The sequence below is a fragment of the Alteromonas sp. ABV4_150 genome, from assembly GCF_056311745.1.
This window is the reverse complement of record NZ_CM149971.1, coordinates 3,262,840-3,284,677: the sequence shown is the minus strand read 5'-3', so window position 1 is coordinate 3,284,677 and position 21,838 is coordinate 3,262,840. Positions and strand designations below refer to the sequence as shown.

The window sequence follows — 21,838 nt, the reverse complement described above, 5'->3', positions numbered from 1 at the left end:
TTTACTATTAGTTATTCACACCACAAAATTTTTGCTTGGTCATCGAGTGCTAATGCAGCTTCTCTAAATCTCGTCTCAATTTCAAAGCGTCTAATTTTCATCGTCGGCGTAAGCATATTATTTTCAACTGTCCATGGCTCACTAGCCACAAGAATATGGCTTAGCTTTTGATGGTTTTCTAGGCTTTCATTAGTATTTTGAAGAAACCGCTCAAGCTCTTGTCTAATAGCGTCTTTATCTAATAATGATGCAGTATCGCTAAGTACAACTGCCACGAAAGGTTGAGGCCTGTTGCTCCCCATCACACACGCTAATTCTATAATGTCGTGATTACACATTATTGCCTCGATAGGAGAAGGAATAATGTACTTTCCCGTTGTAGTTTTAAATTCGTCCTTTAATCGGCCTACAATTTTAAGAGCGCCCTGTTCGTCCCACTCGCCTCTATCTTTGGTTTTAAACCAGCCGTCGTCGGTGAAACTTTCACCGGTTGTCTCTGGGTTTAAATGATAACGGTTGAATACATTGCGGCCCTTCACCTGAATCTCATTATCTTGTGAAAGACGAACCTGAGCATCAGTAAAGGGCCTGCCTATTGTACCTATCATCGAAGATTTAAACGGATAGTTAATACACCCAGCCCCCGTTACCTCGGTCATGCCCCAGGCTTCAGAAATATAGATATCAAGGGCTTCAAACTCTTCAATTATTTCTTTCGCGATTGGTGCGGCAGCCGATACCCAAACCCTTGTTTCTTCGAAACCTAAACTACATTTTATTTTTTGTTTAATACTTTGATTTATAGAAGGCTCCTTTAACAGCGCTGACAGTTTTTTCTTGGGAACAGTGTGATAAATTGAAGCAAGAAACTTGGCCCATAGGCGAGGAACTGAGAAAAAAACAGTTGGTTTTGCGGCTTTCAGGTCTTCAATGAAGGTTTCAAGTGACTCGGAGAAATAAGTCACTGCTCCTGGGGCATAAATCATCATACCTTCGGTAACAACACGCTCGGCAATATGAGCAAGAGGTAGATAGGAAAAGAGCCTATCGCTTTGATTTACGTTAAACAATCTTGCAGTATCAGCACATGATGATGCATATGCAAGCTGTGTAAGTTCCACGCCTTTGGGCGTGCCCGTCGAGCCCGATGTGTACATGATACTGATAACACTATCAGCCACCCCTTTAAAAAACTCACCGGTAAACGACTTTTGTGCCATCCAATCTTTCCATGTGATTGTGCCGTCAATCGAACCATAAGGAAGTGCTACCTGTGCAAGTGAAGAAGGAAGCACCCGCATACCTATTTGATTATCGTCAAGCCTTCCAATGAATATAGCCTTGCACTTTGTGCGCTCAATAATAAAAGCCAGCGTTTTTTCATTTGCAGTTGGGTAAATGGGAATCGAAACCATACCAGCCAGCATTATCGCCCAGTCAGCTATGATCCATTCGGCGCTATTTTTGCCATAAATTGCCACAGCATCGCCTTTACCCAGCCCTAAATCATGCAAACCACCTATTAACGATCGCACCGCTTTTTCTACTTCTTTCCAAGTCCATACGCGCTGCCTTACACCATCAGGTTGGTAAAATGCCGGTTTCACAGCAAGATGTTTAAAGTTGTGGCTCAGCGCACTTAAAGGGAGTACATCATTCATTATTTCGCATCCTTAGGCAGTTAGTTAGGCACGAGGGAACTAAAACCTACCAATTGGTAGGCTAAATAGAAATAACTTACCAACTGGTAGGTTGTCAACAATAATAAAATAATTTGTAAAAAAATTTTGATCGCTTAGAGGTGGCAAAATTTTTTGGTAGGACTAGGAATTGAGGGTTGTGAGACAAACAAACCGTTAGCGGAAGAGAAGGAGTGTTTTAATGGCTTTCCATTAGCTTTCATTTGTAGAAACAGGTTGAATATTGGCCCTATTAAGGGTCAATATTCACTTCAAGAAAGAGAAGCACCTATCGCAATCCCATGCAAGGTGCGCTTATTAATCAAAAATAATGCCCTTTAACATCTCCATGTGCTGCTTTTCGTGTAGCTCCCGTTCTTCACGCGTATAAAGCTTGTCGAGCGTGGGACGGGAAACCACATAGTACTGCGTTGCGCCCAACAAGTGATACACGAAAGCAAGCGGTGACTGCTCTTTAAAGTACCCGTGTTGTTGCCCGCTCGTTACAATACCTACAACATCATCGAGAAACGGGCGTAAAAACCACTTATGTGCCTGTTCAGCGCGTTCGCGATTATCAAGCAGCTCACGCATAAGCAATATAATTACCCTCAATCGTTCTTCATCAGCACATACCATTCTTTTAAATAGTGCGAAGAGTTGATTTGGCGCATTATCTGATTCAGTTTTTATTTCCTCTATCAAATCGACGAGATGATGAGCGGCCTGTGCTATTACGGCTGCGTAAAGCTTTTCTTTTGAAGGGAAATGATGCAGCAGGCCTTGTTTGCTAACGCTAACCTCCGCGGCAACATCGTTAATACTTGTGCCATAAAAACCATTTTTCGAAAAAAGAATTGTGGCGGTACTCAATAACTTATCTTTCGTTTTTAATTTCACTTCATCAATCCAAAGCAAAAAATGTAAATAGTATATTGACAGCTTACCACCTGGTAGTTATTTTGTAAAAACCTACCAACCGGTAAGTAAATTAAAATACGTATACCGCGTTTGATCCGTCAAAACATACGCTTCCAGTTTAGGAGTGACATCATGAACACCGATATCGAAAAGTTGTTGATTAAAAATGCGAAACAAAACGTCGCTAACAAAACCACCTCTCTGGGTGATATTGAGGTACGTTCGGATACCGACAGATATACCAGCCAATTTCGATTTAACGATGAACTAAAAAAGGTGTTCAATTCTCTACCGACCATTGTGGCTCATGCCTCTGAAGTAGGTGAGCTCGACAGTTATAAGGAAGTTAAGACAACTATGGGCTCGTTGATTGTCAGCCGTGATTCGAACAACCTCGTGCATGTATTTAGAAACGCCTGCCGACATAGAGGTGCGAAATTAGTTGAAGGCTCGGGGTGCAGTAAGCAGTTTGTATGCCCTTACCACGCATGGTCGTATACCACTGGTGGCGCACTTAACAACATTCCAGGTCACCAGCACTGCTTTCCAAATACCAATAAGTCAGACAATGGCTTAATAGCACTGCCTAGCATTGAAATGTATGGCTTTATATGGGTGTGTCCAAGCGCTGCTGAAAATGAAGATATCAAAGCCCATTTAACGGGTCACTTGGCAGGTATGAATGCGCACCTTGAGTGGCTTAAAGCAGATGAACTAACGCATTTCAAGCGCTTTACTAAGGTATGGAAGGGTAATTGGAAGCTCTTTTCTGAAGGCGGACTTGAGACTTATCACTTTGCATTTGCACACAAAGAGACCATTGCGCCGTTTTTTTACAACAATGTTGCGGTAATTGACAAGGTTGATATGCATTACCGGGTAGTTATGCCCACAAAGAACTTGTCGTCTGAAGAAGCACAGGCAACAGACGATTTATCGCTGCATGACTATAGCCACACGCTGTTCATGTTGCTGCCTAATACGGCGCTGCTTATACAAAAGGAACACGTTGAATTTATTAACTTTCGCCCACTTAGCGCGGGAGAAACCGAAATTACTATTACGACCTTAATCCCCAAGAGCGCCGATCTTAACGATATTAATCAGCTTCGTCATTGGCAGAAAAACCACGACATCACCAATACCACGCTCAACGAGGATTGGGCTTTGGGTGAGTCTATCCAATCATCGTTAGAAAGCGGCGCCCTGCCCTACATTCAATATGGTAAGAACGAGTGGGCTTTACACGCGTTTAATGAAGAGCTTGATGCACTTCTTTCAGCGTAACGACTGTTTTTCATAAAAAATTGTCTTTAGTGGCTATAAAACAAAAGGCTCGGTGAGGTAGAAGCTATGTCGCAGTATAGAATATGGGAATGTCAGGCTTGTGGTTGGCTATATGATGAGGAACAAGGCTGCCCTGAAGAAGGCTTACGCCCAGGTACTAAATGGGAAGACATTCCCGACGATTGGTGTTGCCCTGACTGTGGCATTAGTAAGCGCGATTTTCAAATGAAACAAGTGACTGAAGTGAGAAATGTTGAGCATATGAACACGCAAAAGGCATCGCTCCAACCCTTTCACAGTGAAGGCCCTGCAAGCCCAAAGCCGCTAGCCAGCCAAGGAACTCAGCACGACGATGCAAGCGATGCACCCATCGTGGTTGTGGGTTCGGGCATGGCGGGCGTTAACTTTGTAAAATCGTACCGTCAACACGACAAACATACGCCTATTATTGTTATTTCTGCAGATGATGGCGCGGTTTACAGCAAGCCTCAGCTATCTAATGCTTATGCGCAACAAAAAAGTGTCGCTACGCTTACACAAAGTTCGGCCTCGGATTTTTCACGCCAATATCGCGTTAGACTGTTTACTCATACGTTGGTAGAACATATCGACACGCACGCTAAATGCGTGTTACTTCAAGGCGGTGGAGAGCAACCTTACGACAAGTTAGTTCTAGCGACAGGTTCATCGGCAGTGACGCCAGCTATTGAGGGTAACGCAAGTCACAAAATTCGCGTTGTAAATAACCTTACTGATTATGGACAGTTCATTACCGACGCCGCGCATGCCCGCCACATTACAATCATGGGGGCTGGCTTAATTGGCTGTGAATTTGCTGATAACCTGCTGCTGGCAGGTGTTCATGTGAGTATTGTCGACCCTCAACCCAGTGCGCTCAACGCGCTGCTGCCCAAAGAAGCTTCTACTTCACTCACTCATGCATTAGCAGAGGCAGGTGCAGCATTTCATTTTGACACTACAGTATCGCGTGTTGAAAATGATGGACAGGGCGTAGAAGTGTTGCTTGCTAACGGAGAGCGATTTAAAAGCGACCTTGTGCTATCAGCAATTGGTGTAAAGCCCAATATTGAGTTGGCGTTACGCGCTGACATTTCTTGTCAGCGCGGCATTTTAACTAATAGTAACCTAGAAACATCGGCGCCAGATGTGTTTGCCGTGGGAGACTGTGCGCAAGTCTCAACACAGCATGACGATGCAGGCGCTCAAATAATTGCTGATAATAAGTCTGAGCGAGTTGGCGTAGTTCTGCCCTACGTCGCGCCATTACTGAATCAAGTTAAGTTACTGGCGTCAAACTTAGCCAACGAGAAAATGAACGGGAAGCAACCCGCGCATTTGTCCTACCCCATTATGCCCATTGTTGTGAAAACCAGCTGTCATCCTATAAACATGGTGCTCCCCACTCATACTTCTAGTGGCCGCAATCGTTGGATAATTGAAGAACAAAGTAATAATGGGGTTAGTGCAAGGCTGCTCGACAATAAGTTCAATACCATTGGCTATGTGTTAACAGGTTGCTTTAATTCACCTAGTTCTGCAAAAGCATTCGCTCGACTCATCCCAGATTAGCATCCCATATTACAGTTTAATTGTGCTCCATAGTTAAGCCTGTCAGTACAACCAAACATCGGACAAGGCAACAAAAATACACTCAACAGTTTACTTTTTACTAGATTCGCTTATCATAAGTAAACTATACTGTGTAGTGTACTTTTAATTTAAGGTGAGAGCATGCCCGTTTTTAATCGCACACGCTTTCTTGTTGGAGTTTTATTTATGACATCTTTTTGTGGTTCTTCAAACACCCTTGCTGCAAGCGCGTCGCAACCTGAAAAATTCACTAATACTCATATTGAATATAAAACGACGTGGCGAGACATGTGGGAAGTCACCAAAGCGTATTTTCGTGACAATAGAGATGCTGCAACGCCAACGTTTGACATACCCGTGTCGGCACTTACACCACAAATGCTTGACGCAGTTGCAGAAGACAGCGTGATAAAGCTGGGCCACTCTACTACCCTATTGAAACTTGCCGAGCGTTATATATTGATCGACCCGGTTTTCAGTGAGCGCGCGTCTCCCGTTCAATGGGCGGGACCCAAGCGCTTCCACCAATCCCCTATATCGCTTGAAGATTTACCGAATTTAGATGCCGTAATTATCAGTCACGATCATTACGACCATTTAGATAAGGGCAGCATTGAAGTACTAAAAAACAAAGTCGACGTGTTTATTACACCGTTGCGAGTAGGCAATCATTTACGTGACTGGGGCGTAGATGCAAACAAAATCGTTGAGTTGGATTGGTGGCAAAACACAGGGGTTAGAGATATTGAAATCATAGCGACCCCCTCCCAGCATTTTTCTGGGCGAGGTTTATTTGATAGAGACGAGACCCTTTGGGCTAGCTGGGTTATTAAATCTTCGAATACCAACATCTTTTACAGCGGTGACTCGGGCTATTTTGAAGGCTTCAAAGTGATAGGCGACAAGTACGGCCCGTTCGACTTATCAATGATCGAAACCGGCGCATACAACGAACTGTGGTCTGACATTCATATGCTGCCTGAACAGAGTCTGCAAGCGCATATCGATATTCAAGCTAGTGTCATGATGCCCGTGCACAACAGTACCTTTGATTTAGCGCTACATAACTGGAATGAACCTTTGATGAAAATTACAGAGCTTGCCTATGCGAAGGGTGTTCCCACCAGCATTCCTATTTTTGGCGAAATAGTACCTGTAAAGCGTGCTGGTGAAGCCCCTAATAAAGTGTGGTGGCTAAATAGCAAGTAAAACGTATAGACAAGCTAAAAGCATTATTACTACTCGCTTAACATTTTGTTTTAATGTACATTTGTGATTACATTGTATAATTCGCACTCACCCCTTGTGTAAGCTACAATTACGCTTTAAGTGTAAGTGTCTTGCACTTAAAGCGTAATTGTACTGAACGGCTCGTGAATTCTTACACGGCAATGCCACACGACTGTTTTTAGCGAAAATTAATTTCTCAGTTAAAGGAGATAACTGCTAGTAATGAAGCTATCTAGCCAAACTAATTTGGGTATTGTAACCCTTTTGTTTTTAGCATTTACTGCATTGTCTGTTGCTGAATTACGTGAGTTACAAATTAACGCGTCTGAGGCGGTAACGCTGCAGGCTGAAAAAAGTGCGTTAATTTACAGGAGTGCCGTTGCTCAACAGGTTTCTCTTTCTCCCCAAAATGAGCGTCTAGCACTTAAAACATTGACGGAGAGTGCCGTAGCACAGCCCTATATATCTGCCGCATCGGTGATTGACGCTGACGGAAAAGAAGTATTGAGCGCAAAGGCCCTAAGCGAAGACACTTTGCCATCGTGGTATTCTCTTGTTGACCCAAGCCCCAGTTACACGAAGCGTGCACCTTTATATAATAGTGAGAATAACCTCGTACTTACGGCAAGTGAAAGTACGATTGCCAATAAGTTTATCGCTGTACTGATTAAAAATACCGCTGCTTTTGTCGCCCTTGCAGTGCTTCTTTCACTTTTCGTGGTACTCGTTAACGGACGGATAAAACGACCACTTTATAAGACCGTTAAAAAGCTTAATGAAATGGGCAGCCACAACTTCACATCGCCTGAACTAACGGCGTCGAGTGAAGAATTTAAGCCGTTAGCCGAAGCTGCTAACTCCCTCGCGAACACGTTATCTTCTAAGTTTGACGAGCTTAAGCGACAATCAGAACTATTCAAAAAAGAAGCCAGCAAAGATTCGCTCACAATGCTTGCGAATAGAGGCGCTTTCGAACGCCATATGCGTGCCCTATTAAACGAGAATGCCACTGCGCAAGAAAAAGAGCTCATTATTGTCAGGCTAGCTCATTTAGGCAGCATAAATACAAAATTAGGAATGGTGCCGGGCGACAATTACATAAAAGCAGTGGCGAATATTTTGGTGGAAGAAACTAAGAACAATCACAACATTCGCTTCGTGTTTCGATTGTCGGGCGGCGACTTTGCGCTTATTAGCGAGGCTATGGAAGGCGCAGCCCGAGAACTCATGCTTACTAATCTTGCAAAACAATGTGCAAGTGTCTCTCCACTTCGAGATGGAACAAAAGCAACCTACATGGGTATAACGCGTTTTGTCGGTACTATGTCAATGCCGCAAATCATGGAAAGTGTGGATAGCGCCCTTATTGCCGCCATGAAAACCCAAAACGGCTGGCAGTTAGCATCAGAAATATCAAAAGTGCACAGTAATACTCAGTGGCGTGAGCGACTGAACTACATTGTGTCTCAGCAATACGCAGATATTATGATTCAGCCTGTAATGAATACAGACCAAAACGTCCCCGCTTATTACGAAGCGTCAGGGCGCTTCAAGGATAAAGATACGAATGACGTGATCCCGATGGCACAGCTGATCCCAGCGTCGGAGCGACTAGACTTAATTCCGCAGGTAGACAAGCTTGTCACCACAATCGTACTTAAGAAGTTAGAGGTAACCTCGCAACAGGTTGCTGTGAATTTAAGCATAGCATCAATCGCTAATACTGAATTCAGGAATTGGTTGATAAAAGAAATCGCTAATCGCAAAGCCTTAAGCCACAGACTGTTTTTCGAAGTCGAGGATGCTGCATTGATTCAGTACAGAGAAGTGACAGAATCACTATGCCGGCAGTTAATCAACATAGGGTGTGGCATTACCATTGAGCGTTTTGGTGATAATTTTGCTTCACTATCTGGCCTTCGGGCGATACAGCCACAGTTTGTAAAGCTCTCCGGCAGGCTAACGCAAGGCATTCACACAAATAAAGACAACCAGCTATTTGTTTCAAGCCTTGTTAGCATAGCCAAAGGCTTGAACATAAAGGTAATATCCGAAATGGTAGAAAACGAGGCGGAATCGGTGGCGTTGAATAAGCTAGGGGTTGATCATCAGCAGGGCTACTATTTTGCAAAGCCATCACTGTGGAATGTGTATTAATACAGCGCTTTTTGATGATACTTGATAGGCGTTTACCGTGAACGAATGTGTGAAAAATACTTAGCGCCTTAAACGACTTTTTAAACCTAACGACTTTGCTCCTTATATAAGCTCTCTATGGCGTCAGCGCTTATTGGTCTTGAATACAGATAGCCTTGTACAAATTCTACATTTAGGGATTTACAATAGTCAGATTGGCTTTCTGTTTCCACTCCTTCCACAACGATCTTCAAGTTTAGCTTATGGCCTACATTAACAATGGCTGCCATTAATGCACTGTCGTACTCATTTTCCGGAGCGCCCTCTAGAAAAGAGCGGTCAATTTTAAGATGTGTAACCGGAAAATGCTTCAAATAACTTAGTGAAGAATAGCCAGTCCCGAAATCGTCAATTGAGATTTCTACGCCTAAATCCCGCTGTGCTCGAAGATCTTCTAAAATGTTACTGTCTGATTTAATTAGTACGTTTTCAGTAAGCTCTAAACCGATATCTTTAGGCTGCAGATTGTATTCGTCGCGACAAGCAGTAAGGCATTTAAAATACGAGCTTTTTTCTAGCTCTTTGCCTGAAACGTTAATATCGATACGAATTTTAATGCCTTTTTGCTTCCATGCGTGCGCCTGTTCACACGCTTTTCTAAGCACCCAGTTTCCTATATCTCCAATTAATTCACTACGCTCGGCGATAGGTATAAAAACATCAGGAGGTACAGCTTTGGTTTTATCTACAGGACACCATCTAAGCAGTGCTTCACATGAAGTAAACTCACCGGTTTTAACATCGACTTGGGGTTGAAATAAAAGTTCGAATTCATCATTGCGCAGCGATTTTCTTAAATTAACGGCTATGTTTCTCTGCTCGCGAAGCCGCTGACTTAAAGCGTTGGTGAAAAAGTGATATCTGTTGCGGCCCTCAGCCTTCGCCTGGTACATAGCTGCATCGGCATGCTTAAGGAGGTCGTCGATAACATCGCCATCACGGGGGTACAGGCTGATGCCAATGCTAGAGGTAATATGGACGTTTTCAGTACTTAGCGCGAAGCTCTCTTTAAAACACGCGGACAGGGTTTTCGCGATTTCCTCACACTTAATTTCGCAGGTTACGTCGATAGCCAAGTAAACGAACTCGTCTCCGCCAAACCGAGCTAGTACGCCATTAGCGTTGTCAATGCAGCCTGACAAGCGTTTGGCCACTGACTTTAGCAATTCATCACCCCAAGAATGCCCTAAGGTATCGTTAACCTCTTTAAACATATCTAGGTCGATAAAGAACAACGCAAAACCTGTGTTAGACGACTTTGCATCTTCAATAACAGAGGTTAAACACAGCTCTAGCGCGCGCCTGTTGGGCAAGTTAGTGAGTAAGTCAGTTGACGCCATTAGCTCCAACTCTTGACGTATCTCGTGCTGTTCAGTTAAGTCAATATCGACACAATACATCTCTGGCGAATCAGTACCTTGCTTTAACATTACGTGAGAAGAAAAAACGTGAATGGGCTGCCCCCCCTTCTTCTTTAACACCAATTCATCGGAGGGAATAGGCTCATCGAATTCGACCCATCGCTGATGAAGCTTGATAACATCATTTCGTATAAAGTTCGGAATAATAAGGTCTTCAAGCTTCTTACCCAGCGCTTCTTCCTCGCTGTAGCCGTAAATATCTTCGCTTGATTTATTCCAGTAAATCACCCTTCGTTGTTTGTCGTACCCTTGTACAGACACTTTTGGTAAGGCACTAATAAGCTCAAGGAACCGCCTCTCGGCAGCACCATGTTGTCCAAACAACAAGGGCTCTTCATATCTCTGCAAGCTCATCGTACTCCCTTAACTACTTTTTAAGTACTCAGCGTTTGAAAAAATTATCAGCACTACTTCAGTGTAGTCTAAAAGCAGTAATTAGATGATCTTATAAGACGTAATATTGAACACAGACGAATAAATGAATACTGTAATTGCCAACACACCATACCGTGCCAATAGCGCAAATAGGATTCGACAAAGGTTGAAATCTTTTTGATGAAAAATAGATGGTGCGTCTACCCTGATTCGAACAGGGGACCTCTACCATGTCAAGGTAGCGCTCTAACCAACTGAGCTATAGACGCATATAGAACTGTGTTGCACCTGTGAGGTGGGCGAATGCCGGACAACGGCGCGTATAATACTTAGCATAGACGCCACCTGCAAGAAAAACTTATTAAAAGAGGGTTCAAGTGACTAATTTGACAGCAATTAGCCGTTTACCTAACGATTAACCATCCCTTTTCATATCATATTAAATGGTAGTGGCTTAATAGCGTCCACTAAGGTTCCGTCATTTACAGCACGCATAAAGTATTCACCGAGCCTGTCGGTTTCTTGTAATACCGTTTGCCAGTATTTAATGCGCGTGTCAGCATCTAGCACTTCAAAATCTTTCCTGTCTGGAATTTTGCTATAAGGTAGATTTGCTACAAAAGAAGATGAAGGGACTAACATCACCACATTATCGTAGCTTGAACTGTGAGGCACCCTACCCTTTAAGCCTTTATCGAACCATCCTGGGATAGGTTTATCGTAAAAGTGCGGATACAGCACTAAACCGTCATCTGGTCCAAACGACAGGTCAAAGTGGTAGTCGATAATACCGCCATCGCGATACATACCTACTGGCGCACCTTCAATTTCCGGTACGCCTTCAATCACAATGGGAATAGAACCCGATGCAAGTAATGCTGCGTGTATATTACCTTGTGTCAGTTCATGGTACTTGGTAGGAAGCTGGTAGGGGTCGTGGATTGCAAAATCAGTATTCGGAGTAGAAAAGACATAACGTGTGTATAAGCGCGACAAATTTTTGCGATTTACAGTATTAGCCGCTGCGCTCATAGCTAAGCCCGAAAGCTGTCTGAATTTACTCTCAAAGCGGGTAGCACCCAAACACTTAGCAACTATAAGGTGGGCTTTGAATCGGGAATTAGACAGCACCTCTTGCTTGCCTGCTTCGTTTACCATTTCTTTCAACAAGTCTTCGGCTTTAGCCGTAATTTCTCTCGGCGTTGGTTTTTCGCTGTACGTTGTTGTCGAGTAAGACGTCGCTAGGCGGTTTATGGCAGCCAAGGGGTCGTCTTGAACAGCGCAAATTGCACGAAACGCACCTGCTGATGAGCCTATAACATGTATTTGATGGTCTATATTGGCAAACCATTCAGGAAATAGCACCCGGTCTAGGCCAGCAAGTGAAAACCATTTAGGGCCGCCAGAAGCCCCCAAAAAATAACTAAACAACTCAGGAACAAACCCGTTTTTCATTATGGTTTCACGTGCTTTTTTACCGGCGTATATGTCTAAGGGTGCCACTCAATTTCCTTGCTAAGTTTTTTTATGCAGCTCTGGTACAAGCGCTGGCTAGTAGCGATTGTTTAATATTTATAGGGCGATAAACCATGATTAATAAACGCCAAAGCTGTGCCATTTGATTAGTTCAGAGGAATCTAACAGTTAAAGGGGTAAAAGTAACCTTTATGGCGATAGACTCGCATCTGCTCAGACCAGACTTATCGAGGATTTCACCCGAATTTTAAGGCCTGAGTGCATCTATCACTTTTAGAAATATCTGGTACTCATCATCAGTGATATTTTCTAATCGATTATTTTGCCAGCATATGATTTTGGGTAACAAGGTTTTGTAAATTTGCTCCCCTTTTATTGACAGTGAAATAAGCGTGGCACGCTTGTCATCTGTACAGGAACGTTTGTAGATAGCGTCTCGTTTCACCAGTCGCTCTAGCGCTCGTGAGACTTGAACTTTATCAAGACGTGTTGCAATAGCGAGTTCTTTTGCCGTAAGCGAAGATACTGGCCCACTATCTTTAGCAGCACCTAGCGTGGCGAGGATACGCCACTCTGGGTTGGTAAGCTTATATTCAGCATATTCGTTTGCGAGAGACTCACTTAAATCGCTTGCTAGCATGGCCACCTTGTAGGCAAGCATGTCTTCTAGCTTCATGTACTCTTTCCTTTTATTAACGTAAGCCTTTCAACGCCTGTCATTAACAGTGTAAAGCTAGCGTACCGATGTCTGCTTCTTCATCATCCCGCCAACTGTATACCTATCATTGATTTACATTTCGTTTACCTCTAGCCTAAAACACATAGTTTCATTTGCAACTACTTTATTATTGGTCTGGGAGTAGAGCCAGACACTGGTCACGTCTATCGGAGCGTATATGGATAACTTGTCTTATTTAACGGGCTTTAACAACGAGCACGAAACTGAAGCGCTGCCAGGCGCCCTTCCCAAAGGTCAATTCAGTCCGCAGAAGGTGAACTATAAGCTCTATGCTGAACAGTTTAGCAGCACGGCATTTACCGCACCTCGGGCCGAGAACCGCCGCAGCTGGACGTACCGCCTGCGCCCATCTATCGCAATGGGTGACTTTGAAAAAATTGATAATGGCCTGGTAAGAACTGCGCCAGAAACTGATGTGCCTTGCCCACCTAATGTATTGAGATGGAGTCCTGTCCCTCTCCCTGAACAAGACATAGATTTTGTAGATTCACTAGTCACCATTGCCACTAACGGAGACGCTAAGGCGCAAGTAGGTATGGGAATACATTGCTACAGTGCTAATGCAGATATGCAAAATCGTGTTTTCTATTCATCTGATGGTGAGATGCTTATTGTCCCACAGCTTGGCGACATGCTCATTACCACCGAATTCGGCAAGCTCAATTTGTCTGTGGGTGAAATTGCGGTTATCCCTCGAGGTGTTCGTTTCTCTGTTAACCCTACAAGTGGACCAATTCGTGGGTATATATGTGAAAATTACGGCCATCCTTTTGTATTGCCCGAACGCGGCCCGGTTGGCGCAAATGGCTATGCAAACCAGCGAGATTTTTGTTATCCCACAGCTTGGTTTGAAGATAACGAAACGCCTCATACCATGGTCAACAAGTTCTGCGGTAACCTGTTTGAAGCCAAACTTGATCATTCCCCTTTTGATGTGGTGGCTTGGGTAGGTAATTCTGCCCCCTACAAATACGATCTCTCTCGTTTCAATGTGATGAATACCGTAAGCTTCGATCATCCTGACCCGTCTATTTTCACCGTACTTACCTCTCCGTCTGAGCTAGAGGGTACAGCAAACGTAGATTTCGTTATTTTTCCACCAAGGTGGATGGTAGCGGAAAATACCTTTCGCCCACCTTATTACCACAGAAATATCATGAGTGAATTTATGGGGCTTATTGAAGGTACGTACGATGCAAAAGAACATGGATTCGTGCCGGGCGGTATGAGCCTTCACAACTGCATGACGCCTCATGGACCTGAAGCTGAAGTTTTTGAAAAAGCGTCCAACGCTGAATTAGCCCCCCAGCGCTACGAAAACACATTGGCATTTATGTTTGAGTCTCGCTATGCCATTGCTCCGACGGAATTTGCTTTAAATAATGACACTCGCCAACGGGACTACTTGGCGTGCTGGGAAGGTCTTAAAAAATATTATGATGGACAGAAGTAAGCGCACTACTCTTCCTGATACTTACTAGTATTAAAAGGTTTACTCGTTTTGCTGCCTGTATCAATTTATGAACACAGGCACTAGTTATAAAACTGGTTTAATTCATAATACTTACAAAAAGTTAGAGCAACCACACTTGCTCTAACCTAACGTTACTGTCGCAGGTGAAAACTTAACGTTACAGCCTCACTTTCCATTTGCAGAACGGTGATACACGCCATCTATTGCTTGATTTTTCACTGCGGCCTTACAATCGAGCAACAATTATAAAATATGATTTACGTTGAGGATGTATCGCTATGGCTGATTTGTTTGAAAACCCAATCGGTTTGGACGGGTTTGAATTCCTAGAGTTCACTGCGCCAGAAAAAGGCATATTGGAGCCTATCTTTGAAGCGATGGGCTTTACGCTTGTTGCACGTCACAAGTCAAAGGACGTTGAGCTATGGCGTCAGGGCGACATCAATCTACTGAGTAACTACGAAAAAAACTGCCACGCAGGCTACTATGCTGAAGAGCACGGTCCTTCAGCTTGCGGCATGGCTTTTCGCGTTAAAGATTCCCAGCATGCTTACAAAGAAGTACTCGCACGCGGTGCGCAGCCTATGGACACACACACAGGCCCAATGGAATTGAAACTCCCTGCAATTAAAGGTATTGGCGGCGCAATGCTTTACCTTATAGACCGTTATGAAGGCGAGAACACTATCTATGATATCGACTTCAACTGGATTGAAGGTGTAGATCGCCACCCCGAAGGATGTGGCTTCCATACCCTCGACCACCTTACCCATAATGTGTATCGCGGTCGCATGGATTTCTGGGCAGGATTCTACGAAAAGCTATTTAATTTCAGAGAAATTCGCTACTTCGACATAAAAGGTGAATATACTGGCCTACTGTCGAAAGCCATGACAGCGCCAGACGGTAAAATTCGTATACCGCTAAACGAAGAGGCGGTTGGCGGCGGCGGCCAAATTGAAGAATTCTTAATGAAATACAACGGTGAAGGTATTCAGCATATCGCTTTCGCTTGTGACGATTTGGTAGCGTGCTTAGATAAACTGAAAGCAAGAGGCATGAAGTTTATGACGCCTCCGCCAAATACCTATTATGAAATGTTAGAAGAGCGCTTGCCTGGTCATGGTGAGAACGTTGACGAGCTTCAAAAGCGCGGTATTTTGCTTGATGGTACTACCGAGAACGGTGAACCTCGCTTATTGCTTCAGATTTTCTCTGAAACCGTATTTGGTCCAGTGTTCTTTGAATTTATCCAGCGTAAGCAAGATGAAGGTTTTGGAGAGGGTAACTTCAAAGCTCTGTTTGAATCTATTGAACGGGATCAAGTTAACCGCGGTGTACTGAACAAGTAAGCAATGAAGACAGGCAGCAAGTAGTTCTACACGCTGCCTTTTTTATTCTTCGCTCTTCTCTCTATGCGCTATTTCTAATCGTGGGGGTATTTGACTCTTCTTAGCTTTGTTCCTTTTGATAAAGCGCACAAGCTGCACCGCTTGGATCCAAAATCACGCAGAAGCTGTCTTTGCCATGGTGGCGAATTTCACCCACCTGCTTTCCGCCCTTTTCCGTCACCGCGTTTAACGCTGACTCAAGATTTTCCACCGTAAAATAGTTAATCCAGCCGCTGGGGTACTGCGCATTAACACCTTGCTTATGACAAATACCGCCTACTGGCGTACAGTCAGGCTTTAGCATGACGTAATCGTTGTAGCCTCCCATATCAATAGGTTCTTTTTTCCATTTCATCACGTCTTCATAAAAGCTGACTAGTTCATCTGCGTTTTCTACAGTAATATCGCACCATGATGAATCTGACATTGTCTTTTTCTCTATTGTTAGATTTAGGGATAAAGGGCTCTTGGTGTATTTAGTTTTGAGCTCTACGACTTAAAATTTATAACGTAACTACTGAATTTAGACCCTTACGAAATGTTTGTTAAATAATAGATCGTTTTAATTTTCACGCGCAGCAAAATCAATAGGTTTTACATGCAAGATCGTCAGTGAGCATCTGTTTTTCAATGCGCTGAATTTTTTAAAAAAGTGACGCTTGTCAAGCTAAGAAATTGCAAAATAACCAAACATTTTTTATTTTAGTTGTAGACATGACCTGTGGAAAATGCTTGTGAATTAGAGAATGTTATCCACTGACTATTGTTTGTACAGTTTATTTTATTATTCATTATCAATGACTTACATTAAGACCCCAAACTACTCAACAAACTTATCCACAGATTAAGTGGATAACACGTAGCACTTAATCACAGTTAGTGGTTTAATGTGGACATCTTCGAAGTTATCTTTTTTCCAATTTTTTCATGCCAAAACAAACACTGCTAGTTAGAGAATCTTTGTTTACAATTCACAGCTTGGATCCAGAAAGTGATATCCCAGCTTCTGTACTTAATAGTCCACTATTTTTTCTGGGCAAAACAGAAGATGAGTTGTCTATCGTTGTGCCAGACTCTATTGATGTCCCCTCCCTTGATAGCGATGAAGGTTGGCGTGCTCTTGAGTTGTTAGGGCCTTTGCATCTGTCTATGGTAGGGATCATGGCACAAATAGGCGAGGTATTAGCATCGGCCAAGGTGGCAATTTTCGTTGTATCAACCTTTGATACTGACTTCTTTTTGGTAAAAGATAATAAACTAAAAGATGCAATCCGCGCCCTCAAGGGAGCGGGCTACACGGTAAATCAGGACATTTAACGTAGTGAACGGTAAGCAATTACAGTACGCGCCAGACAGTTTTGCCAAGCAATTTGTCACCTTAAGTCCATTTTCGGGGCGGGTGATATCGCTTTGCGATATTGATGACCCTTTTTATCAAAGTGGACTTATGGGGCCAGGCGCCGCCATAAGTTCTAACTCGAATATTGTGGTCTCTCCTTTTGCTGGTAAAGTAATAAAGGTTTCGCCCTTGGACTATGCCATCGACATACAATCTTCCGCTGGTCTTAAGTGCAAAATTAAATACGGCGGTGATACGACTCACCTACATGCCGCACAATTCGGCTGCACGTTAAAGCGCGGCGAGTTAATTAAACCCAAACAGGTACTCTTTACTGTTAATGCAGCATGGCTGAAACAGCGTGGTGTAAGCAATACTTGTGCGCTAACTTTGCTTAATGCACAGGCGTTTATTGGTGTATTGCCCACACACCAAAAATTTGTAGAAGCTGGTGAAGACACACTCCTAACACTCTATCTATAACTTCACTCTTAATCTAAACACAGGCTTTTACCTTTAAAAACCATCGCGAGTGAGTTTAACAACGTATCAACTGCTTGTATGATGTAGCAAACAAGAAAAGTCGACAGCTGAAATCCTGTGAGTGCTAAAGATGCGCTTAGCGTTTATCTTCTTATGCACCGGCATAAATACTGGACTTAATGGCACCATGGCGACAGTGTCATCATCAATTAACAACAAAGTAGTACGGAATAAATCACCATGAGCACAATCCTTTATGGGATCCCTAACTGTGACACCATCAAAAAAGCGAAGAAATGGTTGGCAGAAAACGATATCCCGTTCACCTTTCACGACTATCGCAAAGACGGTATCGATAACGACTTCCTTGTACGCGCTGAGTCTGAGCTTGGCTGGGAAGCCATGTTAAATAAACGTGGAACAACCTACCGCCAGCTAGAAGAGCAAGAAAAAGCAAACTTAGATAAAGACAAAGCACTAGCCTTGTTAGAACTCCACCCTGCTATGGTTAAACGCCCAATTCTTTTTCACGATGATGCCTTTCACATTGGTTTTAAGCCTGCACAGTATGAGGAAATATTTTGTTAAACGATTCTGTTATTGAAATTGCTAAGCAGCTTATAAACCGCCGCTCTGTAACGCCAGAAGATGCAGGCTGCCAAGAAGCCATGGGCGAGTTTCTAGGCGCGCTAGGGTTTGACAATGAAACTATGGTGTTTGAAGACACTACTAACCTTTGGTCTCGCCGAGGTAAAGAAGGCCCCGTATTTTGTTTTGCTGGTCATACTGATGTGGTACCAAGCGGCCCAGAGTCGGCGTGGAAAACACCACCTTTCACTGCGACAGAAGTTGATGGCTATTTGCATGGTCGCGGCGCTGCCGACATGAAAGGCAGCCTTGCTGCTATGCTAGTCGCCACCCGCGAATTTGTGAACAAGTACCCAGATCACAAGGGAAGCATTGCCTACCTTATCACGAGCGACGAAGAAGGCCCGTTTATTAACGGTACTACACGCGTTATCGACACCCTAGAAGCGCGAAATGAAAAAATTGACTGGTGTATTGTTGGCGAGCCATCTTCAACAGACGAAGTCGGTGATATTGTTAAAAATGGCCGTAGAGGCTCATTAACTGGTGATTTAGTTGTGAAAGGTGTGCAAGGTCACGTTGCTTACCCTCACCTAGCTAACAACCCTGTGCACAGCGCCATGGCAGCCCTTGATGAGTTAGCTAAGTCCCATTGGGATAACGGTAACGACTTCTTTCCACCTACCAGCTTTCAGATTTCAAATATTCACGCAGGTACAGGTGCGGGCAACGTGATCCCTGGCGAACTTCACGTTTGCTTTAACTTCCGTTTTTCAACAGAAGTGACCGACCAACTTCTTATTGAACGTGTCACCGCTATTTTAGACGCCCACGATTTTGAGTACGAAATAAACTGGACCTTTAATGGACAACCATTTTTGACCGATACAGGCGCGCTGTTAGAAGCAACCCAAGGTGCGATTGCTGCAGTTAAAGGTACACCTACAGTACTCTCTACTGCTGGCGGCACATCAGATGGCCGCTTTATTGCACCTACGGGGGCACAAGTTATAGAGCTTGGGCCGGTTAACGCCACTATTCACAAAATTGACGAGTGCGTAAAAATGGCTGACCTAGAGCTACTTGCCGATATGTATTTCGGTATTTTAGAACGCTTGCTGGCTAAATAGCGTTTTTGTCTCACATGATTCAGATTGCGCAACAAGCATGGCTAGGCCAGCACAACAATCACCTTGTTGATGCTGGCAATGGGCATAGGCTTCATAAAGACGTTATTTCGCCCTTTCTTGCTATGCAAGATGCTGCGCACAATGACGGTATAGACCTACAGTTAGTCAGTAGCTTCCGCGATTTCGATAGGCAAACCGCCATTTTTAACCGCAAGTGGACGGGGCAGGCGCAGCTTCTTGATGTTAACGGCACAGAACTTCCTTTCGAGACGCTGAGTGACAATGAAAAACTGCATGCTATTTTGACCTGGTCTGCGCTACCTGGCGGCAGTCGTCATCATTGGGGCACCGATATTGACGTTTATGACAGAGCTGCTGTACACAATTGGGACGGCAACTTTAACCTTGTAGAAAGCGAATACCTTAATGGTGGCCCCTGCCATAACCTTTCCTGTTGGTTAGCTGATCATATGGAACAGTTCGGTTTCTATCGTCCTTTTTCTGTCAATAATGGTGGTGTGGCCGTTGAACCTTGGCATTTGAGCTTTAAAAGCACAGCAAGTATCTTTGAAAATGCCAGGAACCTAGACGGTTTTACACAAGCCATTCAACAAAGCGATATAGAAGGTAAATCGTGTATTTTGCCGCAGCTGCCTAACTTGTATAATCGCTACGTTTTGAACAAAGGGCGCAAGCCTACGGAATTTTTATGAGTACTACCTGGGTCATTATCGTTATTGTTTTAGTATTAGGCGTAGTCATCGGGAACATCACGCTACTTAAATACAGTGCTAAGTTTAAGTTCCCTACTCCCTCTAAGCCTTATGATGATGACAAAGGCGGTGACGAATATGATGACGAGTACGACAATCCCAATAGAGATGCTCACCACCCACATACCGAGCCCGAAACGTCCCGCGAAAATGCTTCGTCGACACTTGCACATAGCGATAGCGGTGACAGCGACAAGAGACCCGTGAAATAGCTCTTTCATTAAATCCTGTTATCGTCCATTACGGCCCATTATCGATAGTGACGCTTGAAACAAGTAACTAATTCCGTTCTTTTGAATTAGGTGCTTTTAGCCGCTTTGTGCATCGACGTATGCCGTTAAAACTAACTGTTTACACATGACGCTCACTATCTTCCTATCACATAAATACACTCTACGAGGTTCTAGACGTGTCTAATAAACAATCCTTACTTAGCAATATCGGCGTTCAAGTTGTCATTGCGATGATCATTGGTACTGCCGTTGGCGCCTTTATGGGTGAAAGCGCTGAAATGTTCGCACCTTTAGGAGCTATTTTTATCAACCTGATAAAAATGCTGGTTATCCCACTGGTGGCCGTGGCGCTTATCTCAGGTGCAGCGGGGCTTGGCAACAGCACCAATGCAGGAAAAGTGGGCCTATCTACGCTGGCCTATTTTGCTCTAACCTCAGCCCTCGCTGTGGCACTTGCGTTAATAATGGGCGAAGTGTTTAAGCCTGGTATCGGTATTGATGTATCATCGGTACAAGGCATGTTCTCTGGCGAATACGCATCTAAAGGTAAACTCCCCTCTTTTTGGGCAACCGTCACAGGCATGATCCCAACCAATGTGTTTGCATCATTAACTAACGCAAACATTCTGCAAATTTTGGTGTTTTGCTTATTCTTCGGTCTTGCCCTTTCCAAACAGCCGAAAAAGAACCGTGAGCCTATCTTAAATGGAGTAAACACCATTGTTGATGCCATGGTGTGGATGATTAACTGCGTAATGAAAATTGCCCCTATCGGCGTTTTCGGCTTAATGGCAGAGGCTGTAGGCACATTCGGTTTTGCCGCGCTTATGGTGGTGTTCAAACTTTTCTTAGTGTTTACTGCTGCTATTTTAGTGTTTGGTTTTGTGGTCTACCCCCTACTGGTTCAACTATTTACAAAAACATCGGCTAAGTCTTTTCTTGTTGCGATGAAAAAGCCGCAAGCTGTGGCGTTATCAACGGCATCATCTATGGCAACGCTACCAGTGACTATGAATACTGTAGAAAACGAATTGGGCGTAAGAAATTCAACAGCGTCGTTCGTACTGCCTTTGGGTGCCACTATTAATATGAGCGGAAACGCAATCTACTACGGCTTAGTGGCGGTGTTTTTTGCACAGCTTTTCAATATCGATTTATCAATGGGCGCCTATGTCGCCATTATCCTGACTTCTACCCTTGGTGCAGTTGGACAAGCAGGGGTTCCTGGTCCGTCATTCTTGGTCGTTGCCGTGTTAATTGCTGCTGGCATTCCTATTGAAGGCTTACCTTTGTTGTTTGCTCTCGACAGAATTTTTGACATGATCCGTACCGCCCTGAACATTACCGGTGATGCTGCTTGCGCCGTGATTATTGATACTATTGCTATTGATAAAACTGACAGCGATGGTAGTGCTAGCGATACTGCTTTTGAAGAGAAGGTGGTCACAGATAACGGTTAGATAAATGTGCATTCAATTGGCAGTGAAACAGC

The 21,838-nt window shown here is 43.8% G+C and carries 19 protein-coding genes and 1 tRNA gene; 13 read left to right on the top strand and 7 right to left on the bottom strand.

All coding sequences use genetic code 11. The features are described from left to right. Window positions 1–11: 11 nt before the first annotated feature. Both ACYX4M_RS14290 and ACYX4M_RS14285 read right to left on the bottom strand, forming a co-directional pair. Window positions 12–1,661 carry an AMP-binding protein gene (locus ACYX4M_RS14290; protein ID WP_476080601.1) on the bottom strand — a complete coding sequence of 550 codons (1,650 nt, stop codon included), beginning with the start codon at window positions 1,659–1,661 and terminating at the stop codon, window positions 12–14. Window positions 1,662–1,997: 336 nt separating this feature from the next. Beyond that, a complete protein-coding gene (locus ACYX4M_RS14285) occupies window positions 1,998–2,579 on the bottom strand; it encodes a TetR/AcrR family transcriptional regulator (protein WP_476080600.1) in 582 nt (193 codons plus the stop codon). Between the two features lie 153 nt (window positions 2,580–2,732). On the opposite strand from ACYX4M_RS14285, the gene ACYX4M_RS14280 reads away from it, so the two are divergent. The 4 genes from ACYX4M_RS14280 (at window position 2,733) to ACYX4M_RS14265 (ending at window position 8,885) form a co-directional block, all read left to right on the top strand. Next, a complete protein-coding gene (locus tag ACYX4M_RS14280) occupies window positions 2,733–3,887 on the top strand; it encodes an aromatic ring-hydroxylating oxygenase subunit alpha (RefSeq protein WP_476080599.1) in 1,155 nt (384 codons plus the stop codon). Window positions 3,888–3,953: 66 nt separating this feature from the next. Beyond that, a complete protein-coding gene (locus ACYX4M_RS14275; protein WP_476080598.1) occupies window positions 3,954–5,477 on the top strand; it encodes an FAD-dependent oxidoreductase in 1,524 nt (507 codons plus the stop codon). Between the two features lie 162 nt (window positions 5,478–5,639). Continuing rightward, window positions 5,640–6,707, top strand: coding sequence for an MBL fold metallo-hydrolase (locus ACYX4M_RS14270; protein WP_476080597.1), 1,068 nt, complete (start codon window positions 5,640–5,642; stop codon window positions 6,705–6,707). 243 nt (window positions 6,708–6,950) lie between these two features. Continuing rightward, window positions 6,951–8,885, top strand: a complete 1,935-nt coding sequence (locus ACYX4M_RS14265) for an EAL domain-containing protein (RefSeq protein ID WP_476080596.1) — start codon at window positions 6,951–6,953, stop codon at window positions 8,883–8,885. An 86-nt stretch (window positions 8,886–8,971) separates the two neighbouring features. Here the strand turns inward: ACYX4M_RS14265 and ACYX4M_RS14260 are convergent, their stop codons facing one another. From ACYX4M_RS14260 to ACYX4M_RS14245, 4 genes are all read right to left on the bottom strand, one after another. Beyond that, window positions 8,972–10,699: a sensor domain-containing protein gene (locus ACYX4M_RS14260; protein WP_476080595.1), complete on the bottom strand. Its 1,728-nt coding sequence runs from the start codon at window positions 10,697–10,699 to the stop codon at window positions 8,972–8,974. Window positions 10,700–10,912: 213 nt separating this feature from the next. Next, window positions 10,913–10,989 (bottom strand) — tRNA-Val (locus tag ACYX4M_RS14255). A gap of 160 nt (window positions 10,990–11,149) precedes the next feature. Next, window positions 11,150–12,223, bottom strand: a complete 1,074-nt coding sequence (locus ACYX4M_RS14250; RefSeq protein WP_476080594.1) for a patatin-like phospholipase family protein — start codon at window positions 12,221–12,223, stop codon at window positions 11,150–11,152. Between the two features lie 220 nt (window positions 12,224–12,443). Next, window positions 12,444–12,872 (bottom strand): MarR family winged helix-turn-helix transcriptional regulator, encoded by a 429-nt coding sequence (locus ACYX4M_RS14245; RefSeq protein ID WP_476080593.1) that lies wholly within the window; start codon window positions 12,870–12,872, stop codon window positions 12,444–12,446. 220 nt (window positions 12,873–13,092) lie between these two features. On the opposite strand from ACYX4M_RS14245, the gene hmgA reads away from it, so the two are divergent. Beyond that, the gene (hmgA, locus tag ACYX4M_RS14240; RefSeq protein WP_476080592.1) at window positions 13,093–14,388 is read left to right on the top strand and encodes a homogentisate 1,2-dioxygenase; all 1,296 of its coding nucleotides are present in this window, start codon (window positions 13,093–13,095) and stop codon (window positions 14,386–14,388) included. Window positions 14,389–14,687: 299 nt separating this feature from the next. After that, window positions 14,688–15,761, top strand: a complete 1,074-nt coding sequence (gene hppD, locus ACYX4M_RS14235; protein WP_476080591.1) for a 4-hydroxyphenylpyruvate dioxygenase — start codon at window positions 14,688–14,690, stop codon at window positions 15,759–15,761. Between the two features lie 100 nt (window positions 15,762–15,861). On the opposite strand, the gene ACYX4M_RS14230 is transcribed toward hppD, so the two are convergent. Beyond that, window positions 15,862–16,227 (bottom strand): VOC family protein, encoded by a 366-nt coding sequence (locus tag ACYX4M_RS14230; protein ID WP_476080590.1) that lies wholly within the window; start codon window positions 16,225–16,227, stop codon window positions 15,862–15,864. 500 nt (window positions 16,228–16,727) lie between these two features. On the opposite strand from ACYX4M_RS14230, the gene ACYX4M_RS14225 reads away from it, so the two are divergent. From ACYX4M_RS14225 to ACYX4M_RS14195, 7 genes are all read left to right on the top strand, one after another. After that, entirely contained in the window at window positions 16,728–17,117 is a 390-nt protein-coding gene (locus ACYX4M_RS14225) for an ACT domain-containing protein (RefSeq protein ID WP_476080589.1), read from the top strand. Between the two features lie 4 nt (window positions 17,118–17,121). Continuing rightward, complete coding sequence (locus ACYX4M_RS14220) at window positions 17,122–17,622, top strand: PTS sugar transporter subunit IIA (protein ID WP_476080588.1); 501 nt, start codon at window positions 17,122–17,124, stop codon at window positions 17,620–17,622. Window positions 17,623–17,862: 240 nt separating this feature from the next. After that, the gene (locus ACYX4M_RS14215; RefSeq protein WP_476080587.1) at window positions 17,863–18,210 is read left to right on the top strand and encodes an ArsC family reductase; all 348 of its coding nucleotides are present in this window, start codon (window positions 17,863–17,865) and stop codon (window positions 18,208–18,210) included. Next, entirely contained in the window at window positions 18,204–19,340 is a 1,137-nt protein-coding gene (gene dapE, locus ACYX4M_RS14210; protein WP_476080586.1) for a succinyl-diaminopimelate desuccinylase, read from the top strand. The genes ACYX4M_RS14215 and dapE overlap by 7 nt, the downstream gene beginning before the upstream one ends. 14 nt (window positions 19,341–19,354) lie before the next feature. Next, complete coding sequence (locus ACYX4M_RS14205) at window positions 19,355–20,053, top strand: M15 family metallopeptidase (RefSeq protein WP_476080585.1); 699 nt, start codon at window positions 19,355–19,357, stop codon at window positions 20,051–20,053. Next, window positions 20,050–20,325 (top strand): DUF2897 family protein, encoded by a 276-nt coding sequence (locus tag ACYX4M_RS14200; RefSeq protein ID WP_476080584.1) that lies wholly within the window; start codon window positions 20,050–20,052, stop codon window positions 20,323–20,325. The genes ACYX4M_RS14205 and ACYX4M_RS14200 overlap by 4 nt, the downstream gene beginning before the upstream one ends. Before the next feature lie 197 nt (window positions 20,326–20,522). After that, on the top strand, window positions 20,523–21,806 hold the full coding sequence (locus ACYX4M_RS14195; protein ID WP_476080583.1) for a dicarboxylate/amino acid:cation symporter: 1,284 nt from the start codon (window positions 20,523–20,525) through the stop codon (window positions 21,804–21,806). Window positions 21,807–21,838: the final 32 nt, after the last annotated feature.

Excerpts from the sequence above, each read along its gene's own strand:
- ACYX4M_RS14270 (WP_476080597.1), top strand. The coding sequence starts at position 5,640 with ATGCCCGTTTTTAATCGCACACGCTTTCTTGTTGGAGTTTTATTTATG.
- ACYX4M_RS14225 (WP_476080589.1), top strand. The coding sequence starts at position 16,728 with ATGCCAAAACAAACACTGCTAGTTAGAGAATCTTTGTTTACAATTCAC.
- hmgA (WP_476080592.1), top strand. The coding sequence starts at position 13,093 with ATGGATAACTTGTCTTATTTAACGGGCTTTAACAACGAGCACGAAACT.
- ACYX4M_RS14265 (WP_476080596.1), top strand. The coding sequence starts at position 6,951 with ATGAAGCTATCTAGCCAAACTAATTTGGGTATTGTAACCCTTTTGTTT.
- ACYX4M_RS14230 (WP_476080590.1), bottom strand. The coding sequence starts at position 16,227 with ATGTCAGATTCATCATGGTGCGATATTACTGTAGAAAACGCAGATGAA.
- ACYX4M_RS14260 (WP_476080595.1), bottom strand. The coding sequence starts at position 10,699 with ATGAGCTTGCAGAGATATGAAGAGCCCTTGTTGTTTGGACAACATGGT.
- hppD (WP_476080591.1), top strand. The coding sequence starts at position 14,688 with ATGGCTGATTTGTTTGAAAACCCAATCGGTTTGGACGGGTTTGAATTC.
- ACYX4M_RS14275 (WP_476080598.1), top strand. The coding sequence starts at position 3,954 with ATGTCGCAGTATAGAATATGGGAATGTCAGGCTTGTGGTTGGCTATAT.
- ACYX4M_RS14280 (WP_476080599.1), top strand. The coding sequence starts at position 2,733 with ATGAACACCGATATCGAAAAGTTGTTGATTAAAAATGCGAAACAAAAC.
- ACYX4M_RS14205 (WP_476080585.1), top strand. The coding sequence starts at position 19,355 with ATGATTCAGATTGCGCAACAAGCATGGCTAGGCCAGCACAACAATCAC.
- ACYX4M_RS14215 (WP_476080587.1), top strand. The coding sequence starts at position 17,863 with ATGAGCACAATCCTTTATGGGATCCCTAACTGTGACACCATCAAAAAA.
- ACYX4M_RS14200 (WP_476080584.1), top strand. The coding sequence starts at position 20,050 with ATGAGTACTACCTGGGTCATTATCGTTATTGTTTTAGTATTAGGCGTA.
- ACYX4M_RS14290 (WP_476080601.1), bottom strand. The coding sequence starts at position 1,661 with ATGAATGATGTACTCCCTTTAAGTGCGCTGAGCCACAACTTTAAACAT.
- ACYX4M_RS14245 (WP_476080593.1), bottom strand. The coding sequence starts at position 12,872 with ATGAAGCTAGAAGACATGCTTGCCTACAAGGTGGCCATGCTAGCAAGC.